17 protein-coding genes are annotated in these 19,319 nt (G+C 68.2%); 14 read left to right on the forward strand and 3 right to left on the reverse strand.

Annotated elements, in window-relative coordinates; translation table 11 throughout:
- Positions 1-132 precede the first annotated feature (132 nt).
- The 3 genes from ABD658_RS01435 (at position 133) to glpK (ending at position 4,419) form a co-directional block, all read left to right on the forward strand.
- Positions 133-1,857 (forward strand): glycerol-3-phosphate dehydrogenase/oxidase, encoded by a 1,725-nt coding sequence (locus ABD658_RS01435; protein WP_425574453.1) that lies wholly within the window; start codon positions 133-135, stop codon positions 1,855-1,857.
- 196 nt (positions 1,858-2,053) lie between these two features.
- On the forward strand, positions 2,054-2,785 hold the full coding sequence (locus ABD658_RS01440; protein WP_344682785.1) for an MIP/aquaporin family protein: 732 nt from the start codon (positions 2,054-2,056) through the stop codon (positions 2,783-2,785).
- Positions 2,786-2,904: 119 nt separating this feature from the next.
- The gene (gene glpK, locus ABD658_RS01445; protein WP_344682787.1) at positions 2,905-4,419 is read left to right on the forward strand and encodes a glycerol kinase GlpK; all 1,515 of its coding nucleotides are present in this window, start codon (positions 2,905-2,907) and stop codon (positions 4,417-4,419) included.
- 57 nt (positions 4,420-4,476) lie between these two features.
- Here glpK and eda read toward each other — a convergent pair whose 3' ends face one another.
- On the reverse strand, positions 4,477-5,130 hold the full coding sequence (gene eda / locus ABD658_RS01450; RefSeq protein WP_344743673.1) for a bifunctional 4-hydroxy-2-oxoglutarate aldolase/2-dehydro-3-deoxy-phosphogluconate aldolase: 654 nt from the start codon (positions 5,128-5,130) through the stop codon (positions 4,477-4,479).
- A gap of 134 nt (positions 5,131-5,264) precedes the next feature.
- On the opposite strand from eda, the gene ABD658_RS01455 reads away from it, so the two are divergent.
- Positions 5,265-6,713, forward strand: coding sequence for a gluconokinase (locus ABD658_RS01455; protein ID WP_344682789.1), 1,449 nt, complete (start codon positions 5,265-5,267; stop codon positions 6,711-6,713).
- A complete protein-coding gene (locus tag ABD658_RS01460; RefSeq protein WP_344682791.1) occupies positions 6,710-7,660 on the forward strand; it encodes a phosphoglycerate dehydrogenase in 951 nt (316 codons plus the stop codon). The genes ABD658_RS01455 and ABD658_RS01460 overlap by 4 nt, the downstream gene beginning before the upstream one ends.
- A gap of 38 nt (positions 7,661-7,698) precedes the next feature.
- Here the strand turns inward: ABD658_RS01460 and ABD658_RS01465 are convergent, their stop codons facing one another.
- Complete coding sequence (locus ABD658_RS01465; protein ID WP_311024247.1) at positions 7,699-8,388, reverse strand: FadR/GntR family transcriptional regulator; 690 nt, start codon at positions 8,386-8,388, stop codon at positions 7,699-7,701.
- 238 nt (positions 8,389-8,626) lie between these two features.
- Here ABD658_RS01465 and ABD658_RS01470 point away from each other — a divergent pair, with 238 nt between their 5' ends.
- The 9 genes from ABD658_RS01470 (at position 8,627) to ABD658_RS01510 (ending at position 18,115) form a co-directional block, all read left to right on the forward strand.
- Positions 8,627-10,018, forward strand: coding sequence for a GntP family permease (locus tag ABD658_RS01470; RefSeq protein ID WP_070162613.1), 1,392 nt, complete (start codon positions 8,627-8,629; stop codon positions 10,016-10,018).
- 26 nt (positions 10,019-10,044) lie between these two features.
- Positions 10,045-10,869, forward strand: coding sequence for a glucose 1-dehydrogenase (locus tag ABD658_RS01475; RefSeq protein WP_070162615.1), 825 nt, complete (start codon positions 10,045-10,047; stop codon positions 10,867-10,869).
- Entirely contained in the window at positions 10,869-11,948 is a 1,080-nt protein-coding gene (locus tag ABD658_RS01480) for a zinc-binding dehydrogenase (protein ID WP_344682797.1), read from the forward strand. Before ABD658_RS01475 ends, ABD658_RS01480 begins: the two co-directional genes overlap by 1 nt.
- Before the next feature lie 402 nt (positions 11,949-12,350).
- Complete coding sequence (gene nrdH, locus ABD658_RS01485) at positions 12,351-12,599, forward strand: glutaredoxin-like protein NrdH (RefSeq protein WP_344682799.1); 249 nt, start codon at positions 12,351-12,353, stop codon at positions 12,597-12,599.
- A gap of 102 nt (positions 12,600-12,701) precedes the next feature.
- Positions 12,702-13,202 (forward strand): class Ib ribonucleoside-diphosphate reductase assembly flavoprotein NrdI, encoded by a 501-nt coding sequence (gene nrdI / locus ABD658_RS01490; RefSeq protein WP_344682801.1) that lies wholly within the window; start codon positions 12,702-12,704, stop codon positions 13,200-13,202.
- A gap of 50 nt (positions 13,203-13,252) precedes the next feature.
- Positions 13,253-15,373 carry a class 1b ribonucleoside-diphosphate reductase subunit alpha gene (gene nrdE / locus ABD658_RS01495; RefSeq protein WP_425574454.1) on the forward strand — a complete coding sequence of 707 codons (2,121 nt, stop codon included), beginning with the start codon at positions 13,253-13,255 and terminating at the stop codon, positions 15,371-15,373.
- A gap of 141 nt (positions 15,374-15,514) precedes the next feature.
- A complete protein-coding gene (gene nrdF, locus ABD658_RS01500; RefSeq protein ID WP_311024251.1) occupies positions 15,515-16,507 on the forward strand; it encodes a class 1b ribonucleoside-diphosphate reductase subunit beta in 993 nt (330 codons plus the stop codon).
- A 1-nt stretch (position 16,508) separates the two neighbouring features.
- On the forward strand, positions 16,509-17,342 hold the full coding sequence (locus ABD658_RS01505) for a thioesterase family protein (RefSeq protein ID WP_344682804.1): 834 nt from the start codon (positions 16,509-16,511) through the stop codon (positions 17,340-17,342).
- Complete coding sequence (locus ABD658_RS01510) at positions 17,339-18,115, forward strand: lipoate--protein ligase family protein (RefSeq protein WP_344682806.1); 777 nt, start codon at positions 17,339-17,341, stop codon at positions 18,113-18,115. Before ABD658_RS01505 ends, ABD658_RS01510 begins: the two co-directional genes overlap by 4 nt.
- A gap of 66 nt (positions 18,116-18,181) precedes the next feature.
- Here ABD658_RS01510 and ABD658_RS01515 read toward each other — a convergent pair whose 3' ends face one another.
- Positions 18,182-18,820 (reverse strand): vitamin K epoxide reductase family protein, encoded by a 639-nt coding sequence (locus ABD658_RS01515; RefSeq protein WP_344682808.1) that lies wholly within the window; start codon positions 18,818-18,820, stop codon positions 18,182-18,184.
- Positions 18,821-19,319: the final 499 nt, after the last annotated feature.

Here is a 19,319-nt window from a genome sequence, read left to right on the forward strand (position 1 = left end):
TTGTGCAGAATGCTTGAGAAGATGCGCTGGACCCGATGAGATGGACCACACATCACCGTCCACGTGACAAGGAGATCGCCGGTGAGAGCAGAGCCGCTCAGCACAGAGACCCGCCGCGAGGCCCTCGAGGCGATGGCGGGGACCAGTCCCGAGGACCCCTTGGACGTCCTCGTCGTCGGCGGTGGAGTCGTCGGCGCCGCCGCAGCCTTCGACGCCGCCACGCGCGGACTCCGCGTCGGCCTGGTGGAGTTGCAGGACCTCGCCCAGGGCACCTCGTCCCGCTCCTCGAAGCTCGTTCATGGCGGGCTGCGCTATCTGCAGATGCTCGACTTCAAGCTGGTCTCTGAGGCTCTCCGGGAGCGCGACCTGCTGCTGAAGCACACCGCGCCGCATCTGGTGCGGGCCCTGCCGTTCGTCTTCCCGTTCGAGAAGCGCGTGCTGGACCGAGCGTTCATCGGCTCCGGGGTCTCCCTCTATGACGCGATGTCCATGCGTCCCGGGGAGAAGCGCCCGGTGCCGTTCCATCGGCATCTCTCCCGCGCGCGGCTGCGGCAGCGCTTCCCGGGCCTGGACCATGACAAGTTCATCGGCGCCCTGGAGTACTACGACGCCCAGGTCGACGACGCGCGGCTGGTCATGACGCTGGCTCGCAGCGCCCACAGTCTCGGCGCCCTGGTGGCGACCCGTACGGAGGTCATCGAGTACCTGCGTGCGGGTGCGGCCGACACCGCAGACGCCGAGGCCGCCGCCGCCGAGGATGCTCCCGTCCAGGGAGTGGCCGTGCGAGACCGCGAGACCGGTGAGCGCCTCGAGATCCATGCGCGGGAGACGGTGCTGGCCGCCGGCGTCTGGACGGGTCGGCAGCAGGAGGCCGCCGAGGTCCCGTCGGGGCTGAAGGTGCTGGCCTCCAAGGGCATCCACATCACTGTGCCGAAGGACCGGATCTCCGCCGACGACCATGTCGGCGTCATCACCCAGACCGAGAAGTCCGTCCTGTTCATCATCCCCATGGGGCGCTACTGGTCCATCGGCACCACCGACACCGCGTGGCATGAGGACATCGACACCCCTGCGCCCACCGCGGAGGACATCGACTACGTGCTCGAGCACGCCAATGCGGTGCTGGAGTCCGACCTCAGCCGTGACGACGTCATCGGCACGTGGGCCGGCCTGCGTCCGCTGCTGCAGCCGGTGGAGACCGACGAGTCGAAGAGCTCCAAGGTCTCCCGCGAGCACACCGTCATGCGTCTGGCCCCCGGGCTCTCCGCCGTGGCGGGAGGCAAGCTGACGACCTACCGGGTCATGGCGGAGGACGTCATCACCTTCGCCCTCGGGGACCGGCAGGTCCACCGCGAGAGTCTGACCCATGCCATGCCGCTGCTCGGCGGGCAGGGATACAGCGAGTGGGAGGCCCGGGCGCCGGAGATCGGTCAGACCCACGGCTGGTCGGACGAGACGGTGGACCGGCTGCTCAACCGATACGGCTCGCTGCTTCCGGAGCTGCTGGCCCTGGTCGAAGAAGACCCTGCTCTCGGCGAGGAGGCGCCCGGCACCGGGGGGCACCTCCGGGTGGAGTTCCTCTATGCCGCCCGTGCCGAGGGCGCCCTCCACCTGGAGGACCTCCTCGAGCGGCGCACCCGGGTCTTCCACGAGGTCCCGGACCGCGGGTTGGGCGCCATGGACGCCGTGATCGAGATCGTCGCACCGGCCCTGGGCTGGGACGAGGCCGCTGTCGCGCGTGAGAAGCAGGCCTTCACACAGGTGGTCGAGGCGCACCTGGCCGCTGAACGCACCACCAGCGACGCCGAGGCGGCTGCGCTGGTGGCGGAGGCCACGCCGGACTACCTCGCTCGGTGACCCTGATCTGACGTCGCCGCCCGGCAGGAGTCGGCGGCGACGTCCGGGTGTCTCGCCCGTCCCTGATCGGACGGGCAGAGGTCCACCCTGAATGGACTGTGAGATACAGCACAGCCAAACGGCGAAATGTTCGTCCGCTCACAGGTATCATCATCCGCACCTCGTTCAATGATGAATGGCAATAGGAGAGGGACCAATGGAAACGATCTTCCTGTTTGAGATCATGGGCACCGCGATGCTCATCCTCATGGGTGCCGGCGTGGTCGCCAACGCGATCCTGGCCGGGACCAAGGGGCTGGGCGGCGGCTGGCTGCTCATCAACTTCGGCTGGGGCCTCGGCGTCTTCGCCGGTGTCTATGTGGCCTACGGGTCCGGAGCCCACATCAACCCGGCGGTGACCGTCGGCCTGATGACCTCCGGGGCTGAGGAGTTCGCCCCGGGCATCGCGGCCACCGTGCCGCATATGTTCGCCTACTTCGCGGCCCAGCTGATCGGTGCCTTCATCGGCGCGGTCCTGGCCTGGCTGGCCTACAAGAAGCACTTCGACGCCGAGACTGACGCAGGCAAGATCCTCGGCGTCTTCTCGACCGGACCGGAGAAGCGGGCCTACGGCTGGAACGTCGTCACCGAGGTCATCGGCACCTATGTGCTGGTCCTGCTGGTGCTGATGTTCGGCGAGACCCCCTCGGAGCTCGGCCCGCTGGCCGTGGCGCTGGTCGTCGTCGGCATCGGTGCCTCGATCGGTGGTCCCACCGGCTATGCGATCAACCCCGCCCGTGACCTCGGTCCCCGCATCGCCCACGCGCTGCTGCCCATCGGCAACAAGGGGTCGAGCGACTGGGCCTACTCCTGGGTGCCCATCGTCGGCCCGATCCTGGGCGCGATCCTCGCCGGAACCACCGTCCAGGTCCTGCCGCTGCTCAGCTGAGCTCCGCACGAGGGGGCTGACGCGCCGCCCAGTCTCCAGGCAGACTGAAGACATCACGACCAGCAGTCCGACCAGCAGCCGCACAGCGCGGCACATTCCCCTGGGAAGGAACCAGACCCATGAACGACTACGTCCTCTCGATCGACCAAGGCACCACCTCCACGCGAGCCGTCGTCTTCGACCACGGCGGACAGATCGTCGGCAGCGGGCAGAAGGAGCACGAGCAGATCCTGCCCCGCGCCGGCTGGGTCGAGCACGACCCGCAGGAGATCTGGCGCAACACCCGCGAGGTCGTCGGCCTGGCTCTGGCCGACGCCAACATCAACCGGCACAGCCTCGCCGCCGTCGGCATCACCAATCAGCGGGAGACCACCGCCGTCTGGGACCGCCACACCGGCGAGCCGGTCCACAATGCCATCGTCTGGCAGGACACCCGCACCCAGGCGATCTGCGACGAGCTCGCAGGCGACGTCGGTCCAGAGCGCTACAAGGAGCGAGTGGGCCTTCCGCTAGCCACCTACTTCGCCGGCCCCAAGATCCGCTGGATCCTCGACAATGTCGAGGGGGCTCGGGAGCGTGCCGAGGCCGGCGACCTGATGTTCGGCACCATGGACTCCTGGCTGGTGTGGAACATGACCGGCGGCCCCAACGGCGGAGTGCACATCACTGACGTCACCAACGCCTCGCGCACGATGCTGATGAACATCGACACCTTGGACTGGAACGAGGAGATCTGCGCGGACATGGGGGTCCCGACCTCCATGCTTCCGGAGATCCGCTCCTCCTCCGAGGTCTACGGCCATGGCCACAAGCAGGGTCTGCTCATCGACACCCCGATCTCCGGCATCCTGGGTGACCAGCAGGCTGCCACTTTCGGTCAGGCATGCTTCGAGCCGGGCATGGGCAAGAACACCTACGGCACCGGAAACTTCATGCTGATGAACACCGGGGAGGACGTCGTCCGCTCCGAGAACGGCCTGCTGACCACGGTGGCGTACAAGATCGGAGAGCAGAACACCATCTATGCCCTCGAGGGCGCCGTGGCCGTGACCGGATCCCTGGTCCAGTGGCTGCGCGACAACTTGGGCATCATCCGCAGCGCTCCGGAGTCGGAGGAGAAGGCCAAGAAGGTCGAGGACAACGGCGGGGCCTATATCGTCCCGGCCTTCTCCGGGCTGTTCGCCCCCTACTGGAAGTCGGATGCCCGCGGAGTGATCGTGGGTCTGACGCGGTACGTCAACCAGAACCACCTGTGCCGGGCCGCCCTGGAGTCGGTCGCCTACCAGAGCGCGGAGGTGGTGGAGTCCATGGACGAGGACGCCGGTCGCCCTCTCACCGAGCTGAAGGTCGACGGCGGCATGGTCGTCAACGAGACCTTGATGCAGTTCCAGGCAGACATCCTCGGCGTGGACGTGGTGCGCCCGCAGGTCATCGAGACCACGGCGCTCGGCGCCGCCTATGCGGCGGGGCTCGCGGTCGGCTTCTGGAAGGGCACCGAGGAGGTCACCGCGAACTGGGCGGAGGACAAGCGCTGGAGCCCGACCATGGACGCCGCCGAGCGCGAGCGGTCCCTGAGGCTGTGGAAGAAGGCCGTCGAGCGGTCCTTCGACTGGGTGGATGAGGACACGGCCTGAGGCGCACCCGGGCGCGGCCTGACCATCACGACGGCGGGGCTGATCTCTTCGAGGAGGTCAGCCCCGCCGTCGTGTGTCCCGACGTACGTGCGCGACGTGCTCCACGCTGTGCCGGATCGTCCCGGTCAGAGCTGCCTCGTCCTGCCGGGTCAGCAGGTCGCTCGGAATCATCCAGGAGCCGCCGACGGCGAGGACGGAAGGCAGTCCCAGGTAGTCAGGGAGGGTCCGGGTCGTCACCCCTCCGGTGGGCATGAATCGCACCTGGGGGAACGGGGCGCTGAGTGCGCTGATGGCCTCGGGGCCGCCGGAGGTGGCGGCGGGGAAGAACTTGACCGTGGTCAGGCCCATCTCGAGGGCAGACTGCACCTCCCTGGCGGTGACGGCTCCGGGGATGACGGGCAGTCCGTGGGCGGCGGCGCGGTCCACCACGGCACGGGACAGTCCCGGGGAGACGATGAACTGCGCTCCGACCGTCGCGGCCCGGTCCACCTGCTCCGCAGTGACGATCGTGCCGGCCCCGACCAGCAGATCAGGCGTTCGGGTGAGCGCGGCCACCGAGGACTCAGCGGCCGCCGAGCGAAAGGTCACCTCGGCGACGGGAAGCCCGCCGGCGATCAGCGCGCGGCCCAGAGATGGCGCGTGGTCGGCGTCGTGGAGCGTGACCACGGGGACCACGCCGTGGTGGGCGATGGTGGCGAGCGCGTCGGTCATCGTCGACCTGTCCATCGGGCGTCAGAGTGGCCCGGTTCACTTTTCGAGCGAAATGATCATATCATTGGCGGCAGGCGGTGCCGCCTCGGGCGGCTCGCCTCCACCTTCAGCGTCGACCCAGGAGGCGAGACGGGATGCTCATCCTTGCCCTCGAAGCGAGCACGACCTCGGCGAAGACCATGCTCTTCGACACCGAGACCCAGGAGGTGACGGTCCGGACTCGCCGATTCGTCATCGGGGGAGAGGATGCGGCCGTCCGGGAGGCGGAAGGGATCTTCGTCCAGCTGGTCCAGCTCGGTGCCGAAGCGGCCGCCGGGCGCTCGGTGGACATGGTGGCGCTGTCCGGAACCTGGCACGGCCTGACCGTCCGCGAGCCGGACCTGAGCCCCATCACCGGCGTGCAGGAATGGCCCTACACGGGAGCCCAGGATCTCTGTGCCGACCTCCGTGCGGACAAGGAGTTCACGCGATGGTTCTATGAGCGGACCGGCTGCATGGTCAATGCGATCTACCCGGCCTTCAAGCTCATGCTCCTGGCCCGCCAGGGCATGGACCTGACCGGCGGTGTGGTCATGGACCAGAACAGCTACACCTTCGCCCGACTGACCGGTCGCCGCTGGACCTCCTACTCCCAGGCCTCCGGCACGGGACTGCTGAGCACCTCCTTCGATGACTGGGACCACGAGGTGATCCGTCGACTTGGCCTCGACGGCATCGAGCTTCCGGAGCTCCATGACGGCGCCGACACCGCGCCGCTGACCGCTCAGGCGGCGAGCATGCTCGGTGTGGCGGCCGGGACCCCGGTGGTCGTGCCTGCCCCGGACGGGGGCCTCAACCAGGTGGGGGAGGATGCCACCGAGCCTGGGCGGATGACCTTCTCCATGGGGACCTCGGGAGCCCTGCGGTTCGCCGTCGGCGGCCCCTCGCTGTCACCGCGGATGAGCACCTGGGCCTATCGCTCGCCCACCGGCTGGCTCTCCGGCGCAGCCGCCTCCGGATGCACCAACTGCGTGGACTGGGCCAAAGGCCAGCTCTTCGGCGGCGCGATGACCTTCGACCAGCTGGAGCCGATGCTCAGCGCCCGGGAGAGGGATCTGCCGCTGTTCATGCCGTTCCTGTTCGGTGAACGCTGCCCCGGCTGGCAGGACCAACGGCGCGGGGGCTTCCTCGAGCTGCATCCCCGGCACAGTCGCGCAGACATGTATCAGTCCGTCCTGCATGGCGTGACGTTCTCTCTGCTCCACTGCTACCGGGAGCTGACGGCGCTCAACGGCGAGCCGGAGCGGATCATCCTCTCCGGCGGCGTGCTCTCCTCGCCGTTCTGGACCCAGCTGACCGCCGATGTCTTCGGCGTGGAGATGGAGATCTCGGCGCTGCAGCACAGCTCCACGGTGGGCGCGGTGAAGATGGGACTGCGCGCGGCCGGCGTGGAGAGCGCGCAGCCTGCACTCACAGAGGCCCGCAGGAGCACGATCACCCCTGATCTGGCCCGGACGCGTCGATACGCCGCTGAGTTCGCCAGGTACCTGGAGGGCTACGCCCGCACCAGCCCGGCTGAAGATGTCTCGGGAGGTGCCGCATGAAGGTCCTGGTCACCCCGACGTCCTTGAGCCGCACGCCGGAGGACCCGGCGCTGCGCCGGATCCGAGAGGCAGGGGCCGACGTCGTGCTCAACCCCCACGGGCGGCCGCTGAGCGAAGCTGAGCTCATCGCCCTGATCGCCGATGTCGATGGGGTCGTGGCCGGGCTGGACGACTACACAGCTCGTGTCATCGCAGCGGCCCCCCGTCTGACGGTGATCTCCCGCTACGGCGTGGGCACCGACCGGGTGGACCTGGAGGCGGCGCGGGCGGCCGGCGTCGTCGTGACGAACGCCCCGGGGGCCAATTCCCAGTCGGTGGCCGAGCTGACGGTCGGCCTGATGTTCGCGGTGGCACGCCGCATCCCGCGTCTCGACGCCGCCGTCGCCGCGGGGGACTGGCCCCGGGCCGACGGTGTGGAGCTCGGCGGGCGTCGGCTGGGCGTCATCGGACTCGGTGAGATCGGGCGGCAGGTGGCTCGTGCCGGCGCCGGACTGGGCATGGAGGTCCATGGCTGCGACCCCGCCCTGGACGATGACCGCATCCGTGAGCTTGGGATCGTCCCCGGCTCCGTCGACGAGGTGTGCCGGCGGGCCGATGTGCTCAGCCTGCATGTGCCGCTGACACCGAGGACCCGCCATCTGGTCGACGCACGCCGCCTGGACCTGCTGCCGGACGGCGCCATCGTGGTCAACACGGCCCGGGGAGGACTCCTGGACGAGCAGGCCGCGCATGCGGCGCTGGAGGAGGGGCGGCTCCACGGCGTGGCAGTCGATGCCTATGAGACCGAGCCGCCCCGGGAGTCTCCGCTGATCGGTCACCCGCGGGTCGTGGCCACTCCGCACACCGGGGCCCACACTGCTGAGGCCGTGCACCGGATGGCGCAGGCCGCCGTGGGCAATCTGCTGGACGTCCTGCAGGGCCGGGACTGCCGCCACCGCGTGGTCTGAGCGGCAGGTCTCACAGGTGACCGACCGGCGGCAGAGGCTCAGGGCAGGACCCGCACCTCGGCGAGGATGGTCTCGACGTAGGCGCGCACGTGATGTTCCGCAGCGTCCGGATCGCCGCGCACGATGGCTCCGGCGGCCTCGACGTGGTTGTGCAGCGCCTCGTGGACGGGATGGGCAGGGGTCAGGCCGGCGTCCTGACGGCCGGTCAGGACCTCGGCGATGGGCTCCTTGATGGCGGTGAGCATGAGATTGCCGCAGGCGTCCAGCAGGCAGTCGTGGAAGGCGATGTCGGCGGCGAGGTATTCGGGGCTGTCGCCCCGGCCGGCGGCTCCGAGCCGGTCGAGCTCGGCGGCGAGCCTGCCGATCTCGGCGCGCTGGTCCTCCGTGGCGCGCAGTGCGGCCAACCGTGCGGCGGCCGGCTCCACGGCCAGGCGCAGCTCGGTCAGCGCGACGATCTGCTGCGCCCGCGCCGCGCTGCGCAGCCTCCAGCGGATGAGATCGGGGTCCAGGACGCTCCAGCTGCTCATCGGCGCGACGGTGACCCCGATGCGGCGTTTGGAGGCGACCATGCCCTTGGCCTCCAGCACCCGGACCGCCTCGCGGATCACCGTCCGCGACACCCCGTACTCGGACTCGAGCCCCGCGAGAGTCAGCACGGTGCCCGGGGCGAGCTCGCCGCCGGCGATGCGGCGTCCGAGGTGGTCGAGGACGGAGTCGTGTGATGCCACGGGGCCTGCCTTCTGGGGGAGAGGTCCTGCTGCGGATGCTGGTGGGGGATGCTGGTGGGAGGGGCGGATCACCACCACACTAGGACACCACGATGGGGCCGTGACGGCTGACACGCATAGGTATGACCAGTGGTTGCGAAAAGTGTGATCTATGTGGCAGGCTCGGCTCTGTTCACGGCGTGTGAGGCAGGACACGGTCCTCCCCGCCGCGTCGTCCCGCAGATCAATGGAGATACACATGGACAACTGGACGCAGACCCTGGGCACCGGTCCGCTGCTGGCCATCGCCGTCGGCGCCGTCGCGCTCATCCTGCTGCTCATCATCCGCTTCAAGGTCCACGCCTTCATCACCCTGGTGGTCGTCTCGGCGCTGACCGCGATCGTCGCCGGCGTGCCGATGGCCGCCATCTCGGAGACGCTCATGGACGGCTTCGGCTCGACCCTCGCGTCGGTGGCGATCCTCGTGGCGCTGGGAGCCATGCTGGGTCGGCTGGTGGAGCACTCCGGAGGGGCGAAGGCCCTGGCGGATCGGATGGTGACCACATTCGGGGAGAGCAGGGCGCCGCTCGCGCTGGGAATCGCCTCCCTGATCCTGGGATTCCCGATGTTCTTCGACGCCGGCCTGGTGATGATGCTGCCGATCGTCTTCGCCGTCGCCCGACGGGTCTCCGGCAACAGGTCGGTCCTGCTCTTCGGCATCCCCACCGCCGCCGCCTTCTCCGTGATGCACGTCTTCCTGCCGCCGCATCCCGGCCCTGTCTCGGCCACCGAGTTCTACGAGGCGAACCTCGGACTCGTCCTGCTGGTGGGGCTCATCATCGCGTATCCGCTGTGGTACCTGGCAGGAGCCGTGTGGGGCCGTCTGGTGGGGGAGCGCATCATGGTGCCCGTCCCGAGCCTCTTCGGCGACGTCGACGACGACCAGCCGCACAACCCGCCGCGGGTTGCGACCGTCATCGGCCTGCTGCTGCTGCCGATGTTCCTGATCTTCCTCAACACCGGCCTGAGCAGCCTGGCCTCGGTCGGCGTGGTCAGCGACGAGGACCTGTGGGTCCAGACGCTGACGTTCCTCGGCACCTCGGCCATGGCCCTGCTGATCACCGTGATCGTCGCCACCGTCGTGCTGGGCCATCGCCGCGGTGAACAGGGCTCGGCACTGGAGAAGCTGCTGGACTCGGCCCTCGGCCCGGTCTGCTCCGTCATCCTGATCACCGGTGCCGGCGGCATGTTCGGCGGGGTGCTCCGAGCCTCGGGTATCGGGGATGCTCTGGCGGACTCGCTCAGCGGCATCGGGCTGCCCGTCATCGTCGCCGCCTATCTCATCGCGGTGGCGCTGCGTCTGGCCCAGGGATCGGCCACCGTCGCCCTGGTGACGGCGGCCGGCCTCGCCGCCCCGGCCGTGCTCGCCGGCGACTTCAATGCGCTTCAGGTCGCCTGCATCGTGCTCGCTACGGCCGCAGGCTCCGTCTTCGCAGGACACGTCAACGACTCGGGCTTCTGGCTGGTCGGTCGCCTGATGGGCATGGACGTGAAGACCACCCTGAAGACCTGGACCGTGCAGCAGGCGCTGCAGTCCGTCCTCGGCTTCCTGCTCGTGGGCATCGTCTACCTGGCCGCCAGTGCCGTCTGAGAAGGGGGATCATGACTGATCAGCACATGCAGCGACCTGCGGAGTCCGCAGGCGATGACCCGGGGTCGACCGTGCCCACCGGCCCTTCGGCCCTGTTCGACGTCGCGGACCGGCTGGCGCTGGTGACCGGGTCCTCCCGAGGGCTGGGTCGGGCCTTGGCGCTGACTCTCGCCGACGCCGGGGCCCGCGTGGTGGTGCACGGCCGGGACGCTGAGGCCCTCGAAGCCGTGCGGGCTGAGGCCTCGAGTCGATCCGGTCGCGAGGCAGTGTCGGTCCGCTTCGACGTGACCGACGTCGCGGCCGTCCGGGCCGGGCTGGAGGAGCTCATCGCGGTCCACGGCGTCCCCGACATCCTGGTCAACAACGCCGGCCTGCAGCGCCGCGCGCCGTTCGAGACCTTCGATCCGGAGGACTGGGACGCGCTGGTCGCCTCGAATCTGGACAGCGTCTTCTACGTCTCGCGGCACGTGGTGCCCGGGATGGTCGCCCGCGGGTCGGGCAAGATCGTCAACATCGCCTCGGTCCAGTCGATGCTGGCGCGGGAGACGATCGCCCCGTACTCCGCCACCAAAGGAGCCGTGGCACAGCTGACCAAGGGCATGGCCGCCGACCTGGCGCGCCATGGGATCCAGGTGAATGCGATCTCGCCGGGCTACTTCGCCACGGAGATGAATCGGGCGCTGGTGGAGGACGAGGCGTTCAGCTCCTGGCTGGTGGCCCGCACGCCGGCCCGACGCTGGGGTTCCTTCGAGGAGCTCTCCGGTGCGCTGCTCTTCCTGACCTCTGAGGCTTCGAGCTTCGTGTCCGGGCAGAACCTGTTCGTCGACGGCGGCATGACGGCGGTGGTCTGATGGACAGGCCCAGCGAACGGGATCCCTGGACGACGGGGGAGGCGGGGTCGCGTGAGGTGCGTGCGCTGTTCATCGACGGCGCCGAGCAGGCGCAGGTGCGTCGGACCGTGGTGCCGCCGCCGTCCCCGGGCCAGGTGCGCATCGCCGTCCACCACGTGGGGGTCTGCGGATCCGACCTGCACTACTTCCAGCAGGGGGCCAACGGCGCCTTCGAGGTGTGGGAACCGCTGATCCCGGGGCATGAGCTCTCCGGAGAGGTGGAGCACGACCCGTCCGGGGGCTGGGCGCCAGGAACGCCGGTGACGGTGCATCCTGCGCGGTTCGGGACGCGGGACCCCCGGATCGCCGAGGCGCCCCATCTGTGGCCGGACGGATCGTATCTGGGCAGCGCGTCGACCTGGCCTCATACTCAGGGGGCGCTCACCGAGCTGCTCCTGGTGGACCGGGAGATGGTGCGACCGCTCCCGCGGGAGCTCCCGGTGCGCCGGGCCGTGCTCGCGGAGCCGCTCGGAGTGGCCCTGCATGCCCTCGCCCAGGCGCGGACGGTGGGTGCCGCGGTGCAGGGGGCACGGGTGCTGGTCGCCGGCGCCGGGCCCGTCGGTCTGCTGGCGGTCGCAGCGCTCCGCGACGCCGGGGCCGCTGAGGTCACGGTGGCCGATGTTCTGGCGGAGCCGTTGGAAAGGGCGCGCGGCCAGGGCGCCGACGGCGCGGTGGACGTCTCGCGGGAGGAACTCCCTGCCAGCGCGTACGACCTGGTGCTGGAGTGCTCCGGTGCCGCGGCGTCGATCTCGGCGGTGCTGAAAGCAGTGCGTCCTGCGGGCGTCGTGGTGCAGGTGGGAATGGTGCCGGCTGAACCGCGACCGGTGGATCTGGCGCCGTTCATCGCCAAGGAGGTCCGCTACGTGGGCACCTTTCGGTTCCATGAGGAGATCGACGCCGCCGTGGAGATGCTGGCCAGACGCCCGGAGATCGAGTCGGTCATCACCCATGAGCTCGACCCAGGGGATCCGGCGGTGCTGTTCGCCGCCGCCGGGGACGCCCAGGCGTCTGGGAAGGTGATCACCGCCCGGTGGAGCTGAGCGGAGGCCTGTGCCCCTGATTCCGCCCGCCCGACCCTGCCTCGGACCGGCCGCAGCACAAGATGTTGCGGCCGGTTCTGCGTCTGCGGGGCATATCTTCCGTCCCAGCGGGTCGACACGCCGCGACACGCGGTGAGAAAAATCATCCTTCCCGTGGAGGGGCCGATCTCCACAGCTGTGGACCACCGGGGTGCGTCACGCAGGGATCCGCATGAATCCGCGGATCCGTCGGTCCACAGGGGCTGTGCACTCGCCGGTGGACGAACTACACTGGTGTGAGTACAGCATCTAGTGGTGACTACCGTGCCCCGACCCAAGATGTAGTATTGAGGCATTGCTTCCACAGGAACACCCGACGACGACGCCCGCCCCTCGCAGAGGGCGGGAGAGAAGGGGAGGACCATGTCCGTCACCGTCTACACCAAGCCCGCATGCGTCCAGTGCAACGCCACCTACCGCGCCCTGGACAAGAACGGTGTCGCCTACACCTCCGTCGACATCTCGCAGGACCCGGAGGCGCTGGAGCGCGTCCGCACCATGGGCTACATGCAGGCCCCTGTCGTCATCACCGAGGACGACCACTGGTCGGGCTTCCGGCCGGACAAGATCTCCGGTCTCGCCGCGCGCGCCGAGGCCACCTCGGTCGCCTGATCTCTGACACCGCGAGCGGGGTGGAGAGAGTCTCCCCGCGCATGGACACCCGGCAGGAATCAGTGCGGAGCAGCACCTGAGAACCATCGAGGAGCAGCAGCCATGACCGCAGCAGCCGTGGAGGCGGCCGGCCCCGCCGGCGCCGCGGGCGCCCCTGCGGACGGCGGCCCCGGCAGGACGACGGCGGCATCCCTGATCTATTTCTCCTCGGTCTCGAACAACACCCATCGTTTCGTGGAGAAGCTGGGTCTGCCGGCCGAGCAGGTCGCCAGACTCCCGCTCCACACCCGAGAGGAGACTCTGCAGGCCACGGAGCCCTTCGTCCTGGTCCTCCCCACCTATGGGGCGGACGGCGGACGGGGCTCGGTGCCCAAGCAGGTCATCAAGTTCCTCAACGTGGAGTCCAACCGGAGACTCCTGCGTGGAGTCATCGGCGCAGGCAACACGAATTTCCACGAGAGCTACTGCATCGCCGGGGACATCGTCGCCGCCAAATGCGGTGTCCCTCATCTGTACAGGTTCGAACTGATGGGCACTGAGGACGACGTGTCCACCGTCCACCAGGGATTGGAAGAGTTTTGGAAACAGCAGTCACGCCGCTGAAGGACCGTGAATCGCACGCCGGTGCCGCCGGAGAGCAGCTCGCCAAGGAGCTGCCGCCGCAGTGGCAGGGGCTGAGTTACCACGAGCTCAATGCCATGCTGAACCTCTACGGCTCGGACGGGAAGATCCAGTTCGAGGCCGATCAGTTGGCCGCGCGGCAGTACTTCCTCGACCACGTGAACACCAACACCGTGTTCTTCCACGACCTGGACGAGAAGCTGAAGTACCTCGTCGAGAAGGACTACTACGAGGTCGAGACCCTCGAACAGTACAGCCGGGAGTTCATCAACCGGCTCTGGGAGACCGCCTATGCCCGAAAGTTCCGCTTCCCGACGTTCCTGGGCGCCTTCAAGTTCTACACCTCCTATGCCCTGAAGACCTTCGACGGCAAGCGGTACCTCGAGCGCTTCGAGGACCGGGTCTGCATGGTGGCCCTGCATCTGGCACGCGGCGACGAGCAGCTGGCGATGGACATCATGGAGGAGATCGTCTCCGGGCGCTTCCAGCCGGCGACGCCGACTTTCCTCAACGCGGGCAAGAAGCAGCGCGGCGAGCTCGTCTCCTGCTTCCTGCTGCGCATCGAGGACAACATGGAGTCGATCGCCCGCGGCATCAATTCGGCGCTGCAGCTGTCCAAGCGCGGCGGCGGGGTCGCCCTGTCGCTGACCAACATCCGTGAGCACGGCGCTCCGATCAAGCAGATCGAGAACCAGTCCTCCGGCGTCATCCCGGTGATGAAGCTGCTCGAAGACTCCTTCTCCTACGCGAATCAGCTGGGCGCCCGCCAGGGAGCCGGTGCCGTGTACCTCAACGCGCACCATCCTGACATCCACCGATTCCTGGACACCAAGCGGGAGAACGCGGACGAGAAGATCCGCATCAAGACTCTTTCGCTCGGCGTCGTCGTCCCGGACATCACCTTCGAGCTCGCCAAGCGCAACGAGGACATGTACCTGTTCTCCCCGTACGACGTCGAGCGGGTCTTCGGCAAGCCCTTCAGTGAGATCTCGGTGACCGAGAAGTACTACGAGATGGTCGACGACGCGCGGATCCGCAAGACGAAGATCAACGCTCGGGAGTTCTTCACCACCCTGGCGGAGATCCAGTTCGAGTCCGGGTACCCGTACGTCATGTTCGAGGACACGGTGAACCGGGCCAACCCGATCAAGGGCCGGATCACCATGTCCAACCTGTGCTCCGAGATCCTGCAGGTCTCCGAGCCCAGCGAGTACAACCCGGACCTCGGCTACGCCACGGTGGGCAAGGACATCTCCTGCAACCTCGGCTCGCTGAACATCGCCAAGACGATGGACTCCCCGGACTTCGGGCAGACCATCGAGACGGCGATCCGTTCGCTGACCGCGGTCTCGGACATGTCCTACATCGACTCAGTCCCCTCGATCGCGGACGGCAACCGCCGCTCGCACGCCATCGGCCTGGGCCAGATGAACCTGCACGGCTATCTCGCCCGGGAGCGGGTCTTCTACGGATCCGACGAGGGCCTCGACTTCACGAACATCTACTTCTACACGGTGCTGTTCCACGCACTGCGTGCCTCCAACCGGCTGGCCATGGAGAAGGGTGAGGTGTTCGACGGCTTCGAGGACTCGACGTACGCCTCCGGCGAGTTCTTCGACAAGTACACCGAGCAGGTCTGGGAGCCGCAGACCGAGAAGGTCCGCGAGCTGTTCAGCCACGTGCACATCCCCACGCAGGCCGACTGGCGCGAGCTGAAGGCCTCCGTGATGGAGCACGGCATCTACAACCAGAACCTGCAGGCCGTGCCGCCGACGGGCTCGATCTCCTACATCAACAACTCGACCTCCTCGATCCACCCGGTGGCCTCGAAGATCGAGATCCGCAAGGAGGGCAAGATCGGGCGCGTCTACTACCCGGCGCCCTTCCTGACCAACGACAACCTGGAGTACTACCAGGACGCGTACGAGATCGGATATGAGAAGATCATCGACACGTATGCGGCCGCCACGCAGCACGTGGACCAGGGCCTGTCGCTGACGCTGTTCTTCAAGGACACCGCCACCACCCGCGACATCAACAAGGCCCAGATCTACGCGTGGAAGAAGGGCATCAAGACGCTGTACTACATCCGTCTGCGTCAGCTCGCGCTCGAGGGCACCGAGGTCGAGGGCTGCGTGTCCTGCATGCTGTGAGGTTCGGCGGCGGGCCCACCGCGGAGCCCGCCCCGGACGCCCGACACCGCGCTGATCGACACCGCGCTGATCGACACTGACGGAGAGACGAGGGCTGGGCCGAACGGACCCGCCCGGACGAGAAGAGAGACCTCACCCGAGATGACCACATCAGCATCTGCGACGACCTCCTCGACGCTGCTCGACCACGTCGAGGCCATCAACTGGAACCGCATGCCGGACGAGAAGGACGGCGAGGTCTGGAACCGTCTGGTCAACAACTTCTGGCTGCCGGAGAAGGTGCCCCTGTCCAACGACGTCCAGTCCTGGGCGACGCTCACCCCGGAGGAGCAGACCCTGACCATGCGGGTCTTCACCGGACTGACCCTGCTGGACACCATCCAGGGCACGGTGGGCGCGGTCGCGCTCATCCCGCATGCGCTGACCCAGCATGAGGAGGCGGTGTACACGAACATCGCCTTCATGGAGTCGGTGCACGCGAAGTCCTACTCCTCGATCTTCTCCACCCTGTGCTCCACCAAGGAGATCGACGACGCCTTCCGCTGGTCCCGGGAGAACCCGAACCTGCAGCGCAAGGCTCAGATCGTCATGGACTACTACCACGGGAACGACGGGCTGAAGAAGCGGGTGGCCTCCACGATCCTGGAGTCCTTCCTCTTCTACTCCGGCTTCTACCTGCCCATGCACTGGTCCGCCCACGCGAAGCTGACCAACACCGCCGATGTCATCCGTCTGATCATCCGTGATGAGGCGGTGCACGGCTATTACATCGGCTACAAGTACCAGCGCGCGCTGGAGGCCGAGACTCCGGAGCGGCGTCAGGAGCTGAAGGACTACACCTTCGATCTGCTGTTCGAGCTCTACGAGAACGAGGTGCAGTACACCCACGATCTCTACGACGGCGTCGGGCTGAGCGAGGACGTGAAGAAGTTCCTGCACTACAACGCCAACAAGGCGCTGATGAACCTCGGCTACGAGGCGATGTTCCCCAAGGACGTCACCGACGTGAACCCGGCGATCCTCTCCGCGCTGAGCCCCAACGCCGATGAGAATCACGACTTCTTCTCCGGCTCGGGCTCCTCCTACGTCATCGGCAAGGCCGTGGAGACCGAGGACGAGGACTGGGACTTCTGACGTGACCGTGCAGTCCGGGGGCTCGCAGCAGACGAAGGATGAGACGACAGAGCTCGCTGACGGAGACTTCTTCTATGAGTCTCTCGGCGAGGGCCGGTTCCGCTCCACCATCCATGCCCAGGGGGCGTGGAACCCGCATGAGCAGCACATGGCTCCCGCCACGGGACTCCTTACGCATGCGCTGGAGAGCTTCCATCCCCGTGACGATCTGCGGCTGGCGCGCCTGAGCCTGGACATCCACGGCATCATCCACGCGGGCGAGATCGAGGTGGTCACCCGGATGATCCGTCCGGGGCGCACCATCGAGCTCGTCGAGGCGGAGATGATCGCTCAGGGGCGCACCGCGGTGGTGGCGCGAGGCTGGCGACTGAAGACCTCGGACACCGCCGAGGTCGCGGCGAGCGAGGACGAGGCCGTGCCGGGTCCCGATCTGATGGAGCCCTGGGAGGGCATGCAGGTCTGGCCCGGCGGCTACATCCGCTCCCTCGAGATCCGTGTGGGGGAGGAACATCGCCCCGGTCGCGGCCTCACCTGGCTGCGCAACCCCTATGAGATGGTCTCCGGCGCGGAGACGTCGTCGCTGGTGCGCCTGCTCGGGATGGTGGACACCGCCAACGGCGTGGCGCCGCGGGTGCCTCCGGGGCCTGAGTCCTGGATGTTCCCCAACGTCGACCTGCAGATCCACCTGCATCGGACTCCGGTGGGACAGTGGCTGGGCGTGCAGACCCGGCAGACCTTCGGTGCCGACGGTGTCGGCCTGACCTCGTCGGTGCTGCACGACGTTGAGGGCCCGTTCGGCCGCGCCGAACAGATCCTCACCGTCCGACCGCTGTGAGGAGCTCCCGACGCCGGACGCGTCCGTCCCAAGAGCTGCAGCTGCATCGACTGGCGGCGTCCCAGGGTGCTGCGGCCGACCTGGCCGGGGCGATCTCGCTGCTCCAGCGCACGCGATCCGGCGGCACCGCCCCGATGCTGCGGATCTATCGCCCTCGCCCGACGGTGGCCTTCGGCCAGCGGGACCAGCGGCTGCCGGGCTTCGACGCCGCCTCCGAGGCGTGTCGGCGACTCGGATTCGAGCCTCTCGTGCGGCGGGCCGGCGGGCGGGCCGCCGCCTATCATCCGGGCTGCCTCGTGGTGGACCACATCGAACCCGACGACGATCCGATCGTGGAGTCCCAGGACCGCTTCGCCGCCTTCGGCGAGCTCCTCACTGACGCGCTGACCGCCTGCGGGCTGGAGGCGCGCCTGGGGGAGATCCCGGGGGAGTACTGCGCCGGACGGGAATCCGTGCACGCGGTGGGCCGGGGAGACTCCGGTCCGTGGGCGGCGGATCGGCGCGTCAAGGTCATCGGCACCGCCCAGCGCGTCATCGCCACCGGCTGGCTGTTCTCCTCAGTGATCGTGGTCGAAGGAGGTGCGGAGGTCCGCCGCGTGCTGGGGGAGGTCTACGCGCATCTGGGCATCCCCTGGGATCCTCTGACGGCGGGATCCGCAGACGAACTCCTGCCCGGCCTGACGGTGGACGCCGTGGAAGAGGCGGTGCTGGACGCCTATCGGAGCCATTGGACGCTCCTCGAGGAGGAGAAGACGACGCCGGACCTCGGCTGAGTCCGCGGCGCACTCGCCCGGGGAGTCCGGTGAGCGCGGGAGTCCGGTGAACGTGGGAGTCCGGCCTCAGAGGCTGAGCGCCTGGGGCAGCTCGAGCACGATGCTCACGGCCACCAGCAGATAGAGCAGCACCATGACCACCCACCACCAGTCGGCGGTCAGGCGGCGCAGGGCCTCAGAGGCCGGGATGACGCCGGCGAGGATGTTGCGGGCGGTCACCGCCACCGTCAGAGGGATCACCGCCGCCCAGACGATCATGCAGTACGGGCACAGCGCACCGATGGCGTAGACGGCCTGCGACCACAGCCAGACGCAGAAGCCGAAGGCGAAGAGGACACCGGCCTGGAGCCCGGACCAGTACCAGCGCGGGGGGCGGAGCCCGGCCCACAGCGTGATGCCGATCGCGATCACTACGGGGAAGCCCACCACGCCGATGAAGATGTTCGGGAAGCCGAAGGTTGCGGCCTGCCAGGAGTTCATGACCTCCCCGCAGGAGACCCATGGATTGATGTCGCAGGCGGTGGAGTGCTCGGCGTCCTGCCACAGCTGGATCCGCTCGTAGAGGAGCAGGAAGCTCGCCACCGCCCCGACGAGTCCGGTGATCACCAGCCACAGGCCCACCGCAGGACGGCTGAACGGGCCGCGCGCCTGAAGGGTGCGGCCGCCGTCGGGGGCCTCCACGGTCGCGGTCTTCTCCACTGCCATGTCCAGCATTGTACGGGCCGAGGCTGAACCGTGAGTCCTCCGGCCCAGGGCATCAGCCTGCCGGGGGACCGAGTGCGGGTGTGCGATACTGAGAATCACCGACGCCCGGACCACACCCGGGGGTCGGACGAGCTTGACTGCTCCGACAGCTGCATATCCGCACCACATGCATGGGCCAGGCGACGCCGGCACCCGTCGTGGACGAGGGACGCCCCCGAGTCTGCACGGATCCGACGAGACGATGGACGACACAGCGCAAGATGCCGCCGCCGACGCCCCAGGAGCCCTCGCGGGCCCCAATACTGCACGCGGGCGGAAGCAGCACGGAGTGAGTGTTCGCGGACAGGCCGTGAAGAGCGCACAGCGAAGGACGCTGTCAGCGCCCGGCATGGTCCGCGAGGCTGCGAGACAGGTTTTTGCAGACATCAAGGATGTGCCCCGGTCGCACCCGCTGTGAGAGAGCGGGAGGGCGTGACCGGAGGAATGACCGTACAAGCAG

This window comes from Nesterenkonia aethiopica (assembly GCF_039534665.1).
GTDB lineage: Bacteria > Actinomycetota > Actinomycetes > Actinomycetales > Micrococcaceae > Nesterenkonia > Nesterenkonia aethiopica.

Coding starts and splice junctions, on each gene's coding strand:
- glpK (WP_344682787.1), top strand. CDS start 2,905: ATGAACGACTACGTCCTCTCGATCGACCAAGGCACCACCTCCACGCGA.
- eda (WP_344743673.1), bottom strand. CDS start 5,130: ATGACCGACGCGCTCGCCACCATCGCCCACCACGGCGTGGTCCCCGTG.
- ABD658_RS01435 (WP_425574453.1), top strand. CDS start 133: ATGGCGGGGACCAGTCCCGAGGACCCCTTGGACGTCCTCGTCGTCGGC.
- nrdH (WP_344682799.1), top strand. CDS start 12,351: ATGTCCGTCACCGTCTACACCAAGCCCGCATGCGTCCAGTGCAACGCC.
- ABD658_RS01455 (WP_344682789.1), top strand. CDS start 5,265: ATGCTCATCCTTGCCCTCGAAGCGAGCACGACCTCGGCGAAGACCATG.
- ABD658_RS01515 (WP_344682808.1), bottom strand. CDS start 18,820: ATGGCAGTGGAGAAGACCGCGACCGTGGAGGCCCCCGACGGCGGCCGC.
- nrdF (WP_311024251.1), top strand. CDS start 15,515: ATGACCACATCAGCATCTGCGACGACCTCCTCGACGCTGCTCGACCAC.
- ABD658_RS01475 (WP_070162615.1), top strand. CDS start 10,045: ATGCAGCGACCTGCGGAGTCCGCAGGCGATGACCCGGGGTCGACCGTG.
- ABD658_RS01480 (WP_344682797.1), top strand. CDS start 10,869: ATGGACAGGCCCAGCGAACGGGATCCCTGGACGACGGGGGAGGCGGGG.
- ABD658_RS01470 (WP_070162613.1), top strand. CDS start 8,627: ATGGACAACTGGACGCAGACCCTGGGCACCGGTCCGCTGCTGGCCATC.
- ABD658_RS01460 (WP_344682791.1), top strand. CDS start 6,710: ATGAAGGTCCTGGTCACCCCGACGTCCTTGAGCCGCACGCCGGAGGAC.
- nrdI (WP_344682801.1), top strand. CDS start 12,702: ATGACCGCAGCAGCCGTGGAGGCGGCCGGCCCCGCCGGCGCCGCGGGC.
- ABD658_RS01440 (WP_344682785.1), top strand. CDS start 2,054: ATGGAAACGATCTTCCTGTTTGAGATCATGGGCACCGCGATGCTCATC.